The following is an 8,407-nucleotide window of genomic DNA, read 5'->3' on the forward strand; positions in this document are numbered from 1 at the left end:
CTAACTATCCAACCTGAGCACGGCGAGGAAGGCTTCTTGTGGAATTTCCACGTTGCCCACCTGTTTCATGCGTTTCTTACCGGCCTTCTGCTTCTCGAGCAGCTTCTTCTTACGGCTGACGTCGCCGCCATAACATTTGGCCAGTACGTTCTTTCTGAGCGCCTTGACAGTGGTACGCGCGATGATCTGGCCACCAATGGCTGCCTGGATCGCCACATCGAACATCTGCCGCGGGATCAGTTCCTTCATCTTCTCGGTCAACGCGCGGCCTTTGTACGCAGCGTTGTCGCGGTGCACGATCAATGCCAGGGCATCGACCTTGTCACCGTTGATCAACACGTCCAGCTTGACCAGGTTGGCCGACTGGTAACGATCGAAGTGATAGTCCAGCGAAGCATAGCCACGGCTGGTGGACTTCAAGCGGTCGAAGAAGTCCAGTACCACTTCGTTCATCGGCATGTCGTAACGCACTTGCACCTGGCTGCCCAGGAACTGCATGTCGCGCTGAACGCCACGCTTCTCGATACACAAGGTGATCACGTTGCCCAGGTGTTCTTGTGGCACCAGGATGGTCGCGGTCACGATGGGCTCGCGGAAGTCGGTGACCGACGAGACGTCTGGGAGCTTCGACGGGTTGTCGACGACGATGGTTTCACCGGTCTTGAGTTCCAGCTCGTAGATCACGCTGGGCGCGGTGGTGATCAGGTCCAGGTCGTACTCGCGCTCCAGGCGCTCCTGGATGATCTCCATGTGCAGCATGCCCAGGAACCCGCAGCGGAAGCCAAAGCCCAGGGCGTCGGAGCTTTCGGGCATGTATTGCAGGGACGAATCGTTGAGCGTCAGCTTCTGCAAGGCATCGCGGAAGTCTTCGAAGTCATCGGAACTGACCGGGAACAGACCGGCGTATACCTGCGGCTGGATCTTCTTGAACCCAGGCAGCACTTCGACTTCCGGGGTGGAAGACAGGGTCAGGGTATCGCCGACCGGGGCACCGTGGATGTCCTTGATGCTGGCGATGATGAAGCCCACTTCGCCGGCTTTGAGGTCGGCGGTTTGGGTGTGCTTGGGCGTGAAGACGCCCACGCTGTCGACCAGGTGCAGCTTGCCGGTGGACTTGACCAGGATCTTGTCGCCTTTCTTGACGCGACCATGGCGCACGCGCACCAGCGAGACCACGCCCAGGTAGTTGTCGAACCAGGAGTCGATGATCAGGGCTTGCAGTGGCGCGTCGATATCGCCGGTCGGTGCGGGAATGGTGTGCACCAGGCGTTCGAGCACCTCGTCCACCCCCATGCCGCTCTTGGCACTGCAGGCCACGGCATCGGTGGCATCGATGCCGATGATCTTCTCGATTTCGTCCTTGACGCGATCGGGATCGGCCTGTGGCAGGTCCATCTTGTTCAGAACCGGCATGACTTCCAGGCCTTGCTCGATGGCCGTGTAGCAGTTGGCGACGGACTGGGCCTCGACACCCTGGCCGGCATCGACCACCAGCAACGCCCCTTCGCACGCCGCCAGCGAGCGCGAGACTTCATAGGTGAAGTCGACGTGGCCGGGGGTATCGATGAAGTTGAGCTGGTAGACCTTGCCGTCCTGGGCCTTGTAGTTGAGCGTGACGCTGTGGGCCTTGATGGTGATCCCGCGTTCGCGCTCCAGGTCCATGGAGTCGAGCACCTGGGCTTCCATTTCGCGCGCAGTCAGGCCACCGCACATTTGAATGAAACGGTCGGCCAGCGTCGACTTGCCATGGTCGATGTGGGCGATGATGGAGAAATTGCGGATATGACTCAAATCACTCACGGGTCAACACTCGGAAAAGGCTGCGAGCCGGACGCCCGCCGAAAAATAGCCGGCAATTGTACCTGAAGCTGCCAGGATGTGGGAGATTCCTCTGCCCGGCCGTCACCTGCAGCTTGGCATTGAAATGTCACTGCACATGAAAAAGGGCAGCTGTCGCTGCCCTCCTCCCGTATTCGCCGCGCTTACTCGGCGAGCTTGAAGGTGATGAAGCTGGCGCGCCCCTGGCGCAACACGCGCATGGACACGGAGCGGTTCTTCGGCAGCTCCTTGGCGATTTGCGTGAATTCCTTGGCCGAACCGATGGCCTGGTTGTTCAGGTGACTGATGACGTCACCCGGACGCAGGCCGATCAGCGCGGCCGGACCATCCTGCACTTCCTTGATGACCACGCCGCCCTTGAGCTCCAGGGATTTCTTCTGCTCGGCAGTAAGATCGGCCACCGAAACGCCCAGGCGATTGCTGCTGCGCTCGACATTGCTGTCGCCGGCACCGGCGCCGATGTCGGCATCGTCGTCTGGCAGTGCGCCAACACTGACATCAAGGGTCTGGCGCTTGCCGTTGCGAATGATGTCCAGCTTGGCCTTGGCACCATCCTTCAAGCCACCTACCAGATGCGGCAAGTCGGCAGACATGACGATCGGCTGGCCATTCATGCTCAGGATGACATCACCGACCTGCAGGCCCCCTTTGGCAGCCGGGCCATTTTCCAGCACCTGAGCGACCAGCGCACCGGCAGGCTTGTCCAGACCGAAGGATTCAGCCAGGTCCTTGTTGACCTCTTGGATGACGACGCCCAGCCAGCCACGGCTGACCTTGCCGTCCTTCTTCAGCTGATTCGAGACATCGATGGCCACGTCGATCGGGATCGCGAACGACAGACCCATGAAGCCACCGGAGCGCGTGAAGATCTGCGAGTTGATCCCTACCACTTCGCCGTTCATGTTGAACAGCGGCCCACCCGAGTTGCCCGGGTTGATCGCAACGTCGGTCTGGATGAACGGCACATAGGTGTCGTTGGGCAGGGTGCGGCCCTTGGCGCTGACGATACCTTTGGTCACCGAATGGTCAAAGCCGAACGGCGAGCCGATGGCCAATACCCATTCGCCGACCTTGAGCTTTTCAGAATCCCCCAGCTTGACGGTAGGCAGGTTCTTACCCTCCACCTTCAGCAATGCGACGTCGGTGCGCGGGTCGGTACCCACCAGCTTGGCTTGCAATTCGCTGCGGTCGGACAAGCGCACGATGATTTCGTCGGCATCGGCGATGACATGGTTATTGGTCAGTACATAGCCGTCGCTGGAAATGATGAAGCCCGAGCCCAGTGACTGCGCCTCACGCTGACGGTCACCACGCGGTGCACGCGGTTGCTGCGGAAGGTTGCGCTCGAAGAATTCGCGGAACATTGGCGGCAGGCCTTCGAGATCCGGCATTTGACCTGCGGCGATGCGACGGTCCGGAAGCTTCTGCTTGGTACTGATGTTGACGACCGCCGGCGAGGCTTGCTCGACCAGCGTCGTGAAATCCGGCAGGGCTTCTTCAGCCTGGACCGTCAGCACTTGCCCGAGCATCAGCACGGCCGCGAAGAACGATAGATAGGGTTTCAAACGAGGTATTGACATACGGCTCCCGTCACAACGAGCGGTAATTAAGAAACGACCCTGCACAACGCAGCAATGGCCAGGCTCCCAGAAGCCTGACCTATAGAAAATTTGCCGTCAGATTGCAAATGACAATGCTTTAATTTCATTTCAAAAAGCCACGCCCTGAGCGGGACCGCTCGCCATTAGCCTTTGCTCACTGGCCCGCCTGAGCGTCTTGAGGACGCATCGACAAGGCAACGCGTTCGGCCGTGCCTAGCGGAATCTCGCCAACGACGGTCACCATCATCTGGCCCTTTGGCGTACTCAGGCGTCGCGATACTGCCGATGTCGGGCCCAACTGGGTACGCACATCAGCGCCAGCCTCGCCCTTCACAGGCTCGATGAAGACAGAGAAACGCGCCAGACCGTCGTCATACATCAAGGTGCTGACCGGGCTGCCCTGCCCAGGCTCGCGGCGGATGGCGCTATTGACCACTTCGAACCCTGACGGTAGCCAATCGGAGCGCCACCCAGAGACAGCCCCACCGGCAGGCGCCGCTGCCACCACGGGCTTGCAGGCCGAACTGGGGCGCAGGTCTTCGTCGGTAGGCATGCGTGCTTCAAGCCGGGTCATCTGGAACCGCTCAAGCAGTTGACCTTTCTCGTTGAGCATCAGCGAGCGCAGCGGTAAGCCCGTTGCACGGTCCAGATGCAGCTCGTAACCGTAACGGTGCTGATCACGCGGTGAAAGTGACACGACCACCGCGTCCCGGCCTGCAACGCGAGACTTGCCGGACACGGACAGGTCGTACCAACTCATGAGTTTGAGGGGGTCAAGGCGGCGTGGCGCGCTATCGGGCGGCGCCGAAACACCTTCGGCAAGCCCGCCACTGACGCATTGTACCTTGCCATCGACGCGCACGATTTCCTGGGCGACGCCATCGAGCTGCAGCAGCCGCTCGCTGACCTTGCCCTCTTGGACACGGTGCCAGATATCGTGGGTTGAAAAGCTGCCGTTACGTTCGTAAACGAAGGAGCCCAGGTAGCTCTGTCGTTGCTCGGCCTGTGCCAGCTTGTCCAGCCACTCGTTCGCCTCGGGCGAAGAATTGGCTGCCAACGCTGGCACCGTCATGCAGCTGCCGAGCAGCAGCGACAGGAGAGGTAGCGCGCGCATGAGCCTCCCTAATTAGCGGTTTTCCAGGCTGGCGGCGCGAGCGTAAGGCAGTGCGGTTTCAGAACCCTTCAGAGCGGACTCCTGGGCATGTTGGCGCAGGTAACCTGGCAGACGCTGGTCCCAGCCAGCCTGGTTCTGCAAAACACCGTTGGCCATCGGGCCAGTCGGCTGATCGCTGCTTTCGCTGTAGCCGGCCAGCACGGCAGGGCCTTGGGCCTGCGGCACGGTCACACCCTGCTGAACAGGCTGCTGGGCCGCAAGCTGGGCACCGGTAATATCATCCTGATTGTACAGGCGCACACCTGCCAGTACGGCGAGGGTCACCGACGCGGCAACAGCCACGCGGCTTACGGTGCGCCATGGGCCTTGCTTGGCCTTGGCAGGCACGGCCTCATCGGCCAGCGCTGCGGATACCGCCGAGGCGATGTCCAGGTTAGGCAGCAGCAGCTCCTTGTGCATGGCTGCACGGGCTACCTGGTAACGGGACCAGGTAGCACGGGTTTCGGCATCGTCGACGGCATTCAACACCCGACGCAATTCCAGTTGGTCCGCTTCGTTATCCATTACCGCGGACAGCGATTCCTGCAAAGCTTCACGACTCATGGCGGTTCCTCTCTTGGCTGTAGCCGCTGTCTCAGGTTTCCTGCAGCAAAGGCTGCAAGGCTTTGTCAATGGCCTCCCGAGCGCGGAAGATACGAGAGCGCACGGTACCCACTGGACATTGCATGACGCTGGCAATGTCTTCGTAACTCAGGCCATCGAACTCTCGCAGGGTCAGCGCCGTACGCAAGTCTTCTGGCAGTTGCTGAATGGTGCGATGGACAGTGCCTTCGATCTCATCCCGCAACAAGGAGCGCTCTGGAGACTCAAGATCCTTGAGGCCATGATCGCCGTCGTAAAACTCCGCATCCTCGGAGCTCACATCGCTGTCTGGCGGCCGTCTTCCACGGGACACCAGGTAGTTCTTCGCCGTGTTGATGGCGATGCGGTACAGCCACGTATAAAACGCACTGTCACCGCGGAAGTTGCCAAGCGCACGGTACGCCTTGATGAACGCTTCTTGTGCAACGTCCTGGGCTTCGTGGGTGTCATGGACAAACCGCACGATCAACCCGAGAATCTTGTGCTGGTACTTCAGCACCAATAGATCGAAAGCTCGCCTGTCGCCGCGTTGTACGCGCTCGACCAGTTGCTGATCTTCTTCCTGGGTTAGCATGAACACTCCTCGGTGATCTCGAAGGAGCGTTGCAGCAGCCATCGCTCAGGCTTGCAACCATAGACTCGGGCTTTGCGCAAAAGTTCTCCCCTCCAAGCAAGTTTCCTGCAGACCTTGAGCGGCGTGCACGGAAGACGCGGCACGGCAGCAGCCGACAACGTCGATAATCAGGTTACGAATACGCAGGTGAGCCCAATGTCGAGCTACCACCCTGCGTCGCCGCGGCAAATTGTTGGCGTGCGGGCAGCCTTCATAGGATTTCCAGCCACGCTGGAAAGTTCCCACAATGCCTGCCGTTACCGGGCGAGCGGCATGGAAAAGGGCCACCCGAGGCTGCTATAAAGGCCACCCGGCCATTAAACGATAGTTTCACAATGCCATCGACGCATGACTATTGTGCCGTGCCCCCTCCGAAGATTACTAGTGTCCTGACATGAGCCAACAATTCCAACATGATGTCCTGGTTATCGGCAGCGGCGCAGCGGGCCTGAGCCTGGCCCTGAACCTGCCTGCGAATCTGCGCATTGCGGTGCTGAGCAAGGGTGACCTGGCCAGCGGTTCGACCTACTGGGCCCAAGGGGGCGTAGCGGCCGTACTGGACGGCGCCGATACGATTCAGTCCCACGTGGATGACACCCTCAATGCCGGCGGTGGCCTGTGCCACGAAGACGCTGTTCGCTTTACCGTGGAGCACAGCCGCGAAGCCATCGAGTGGCTGATCGAGCAAGGCGTGCCGTTTACCCGGGATGAGCCCAACGGCGTGGTCGACGCAGGCTTCGAATTTCACCTGACACGTGAAGGCGGCCATAGCCACCGGCGCATCATCCATGCCGCCGACGCCACGGGCGCGGCCATCTTCAACACCTTGCTGGCCCAGGCCAGGCAGCGCCCGAACATCGAGCTGCTGGAGCAGCGTGTGGCGGTGGACCTGATCACCGAGCGGCGCCTGGGCCTGCACGGCGAGCGCTGCCTGGGTGCCTACGTGCTGGACCGCAACACGGGCCAGGTGGACACGTTCGGCGCGCGGTTCACGGTGTTGGCCACGGGTGGGGCGGCGAAAGTGTACTTGTACACCAGCAACCCAGATGGCGCGTGCGGCGATGGTATCGCCATGGCCTGGCGGGCTGGCTGCAGGGTCGCGAACCTTGAATTCAACCAGTTCCACCCTACGTGCCTTTATCACCCGCAGGCCAAGAGCTTTTTGATCACCGAGGCCTTGCGTGGCGAAGGCGCCCTGCTTCGCCTGCCAAACGGGGAGCGCTTCATGCCCCGCTTCGACCCACGCGAGGAGCTAGCCCCGCGCGACATCGTGGCACGGGCGATCGACCATGAAATGAAGCGCCTGGGGGTGGACTGCGTCTACCTGGACATCTCGCACAAGCCTGTCGAGTTCATCAAGAACCATTTCCCTACCGTTTACGAGCGGTGCCTGGGCTTTGGCATCGACATCACCCGCCAGCCGATACCTGTGGTGCCGGCAGCGCACTACACCTGTGGTGGCGTCATGGTGGACGACCGGGGGCACACGGATGTACCGGGGCTGTATGCGATTGGTGAAACCAGCTTCACGGGGCTGCATGGCGCCAATCGCATGGCCAGCAACTCGCTGCTGGAGTGCTTCGTCTACGGTCGGGCCGCGGCGGCCGACATCCAGGCGAACCTCGAGAATGTCGGCATGCCAATGGCCTTGCCTGGGTGGGATGCCAGCCAGGTCACGGACTCGGACGAGGATGTGATCATTGCGCATAACTGGGATGAGCTACGGCGCTTCATGTGGGATTACGTGGGGATCGTGCGAACCAGCAAGCGGTTGCAGCGGGCGCAGCATCGCGTGCGGTTGTTGCTCGATGAAATCGACGAGTTCTACAGCAACTACAAGGTCAGTCGGGATTTGATCGAGTTGCGCAATCTGGCGCAGGTGGCGGAGTTGATGATTCGCTCGGCGATGCAGCGCAAGGAGAGCCGGGGGTTGCATTACACGTTGGATTATCCGGCGATGCTTGGCGAGGCCAGAGACACGGTGCTTGAGCCCGATTGAATGGTTGGGGGAAGATGGGGACTGCAGGATTTAGCTTCGCGGCCCACATTGTCGGGGCCGGTCTGGCGTCCCGGCAAGACCGCTTCTACGCGCGTGCGTGCTGTTTAGGGATACGCTGCTGCTTATTGAGATGTGTTTAACAGCGAGCACTGTGCCAAACAGCATACCCCTGATATAAAACCGGTATAACGCGGGCTCATATATTAACTTTTTGAATCTTTCGCACCCACGAAGCACCCCAACGCTCTTGCCTTTGATCTTGATCTTGATCTTGATCTTGATCTTGCTTTTGCTTTTGCTCTTGCTCTTGCTCTTGATCTTGCTTTTGATCTTCGCGACTTCAGAAGGCCGAACGCAGGTCTTGCGGAGGGAGGTGACAGGCATGGATGCCTGTCAAGCGCTGGGCCCCAGGATGGGGCCTGCAGCGCGGTCCTCCCGGGAGCAAGACCGGAGTGAGGGAACCCCGAAGCGCAGCGTAGGGGCCGTATGAACGGAGCGCAGCCTTTTTGGTTACTTTTTGTGGCGTTTGACAAAAAGTGACTCGCCGTAAGGGCGAAAAGGTGATTAAGCGTCGCCATCGCAAATGGACTATGCTCTCT

6 protein-coding genes are annotated in these 8,407 nt (G+C 60.3%); 1 reads left to right on the forward strand and 5 read right to left on the reverse strand.

From position 1 onward, the window contains the following. The 5 genes from lepA to rpoE all read right to left on the reverse strand — a co-directional run bounded on the left by lepA (position 1) and on the right by rpoE (position 5,770). Positions 1–1,800 (reverse strand): translation elongation factor 4, encoded by a 1,800-nt coding sequence (gene lepA / locus CRP40_RS10675; protein WP_023535281.1) that lies wholly within the window; start codon positions 1,798–1,800, stop codon positions 1–3. A gap of 182 nt (positions 1,801–1,982) precedes the next feature. Next, complete coding sequence (locus CRP40_RS10680) at positions 1,983–3,419, reverse strand: DegQ family serine endoprotease (RefSeq protein ID WP_027915380.1); 1,437 nt, start codon at positions 3,417–3,419, stop codon at positions 1,983–1,985. A gap of 175 nt (positions 3,420–3,594) precedes the next feature. Beyond that, positions 3,595–4,554 (reverse strand): MucB/RseB C-terminal domain-containing protein, encoded by a 960-nt coding sequence (locus tag CRP40_RS10685; protein WP_027915381.1) that lies wholly within the window; start codon positions 4,552–4,554, stop codon positions 3,595–3,597. Positions 4,555–4,566: 12 nt separating this feature from the next. After that, positions 4,567–5,157, reverse strand: coding sequence for an RseA family anti-sigma factor (locus CRP40_RS10690; protein WP_023535291.1), 591 nt, complete (start codon positions 5,155–5,157; stop codon positions 4,567–4,569). A 31-nt stretch (positions 5,158–5,188) separates the two neighbouring features. Then, complete coding sequence (gene rpoE, locus CRP40_RS10695) at positions 5,189–5,770, reverse strand: RNA polymerase sigma factor RpoE (RefSeq protein ID WP_003252049.1); 582 nt, start codon at positions 5,768–5,770, stop codon at positions 5,189–5,191. A 433-nt stretch (positions 5,771–6,203) separates the two neighbouring features. Between rpoE and nadB the strand changes: the two genes are divergently transcribed. Next, entirely contained in the window at positions 6,204–7,808 is a 1,605-nt protein-coding gene (gene nadB, locus CRP40_RS10700) for an L-aspartate oxidase (protein ID WP_027915382.1), read from the forward strand. Positions 7,809–8,407 lie beyond the last annotated feature (599 nt).

Source organism: Pseudomonas sp. URMO17WK12:I9, from assembly GCF_900230165.1.
GTDB lineage: Bacteria > Pseudomonadota > Gammaproteobacteria > Pseudomonadales > Pseudomonadaceae > Aquipseudomonas > Aquipseudomonas fulva.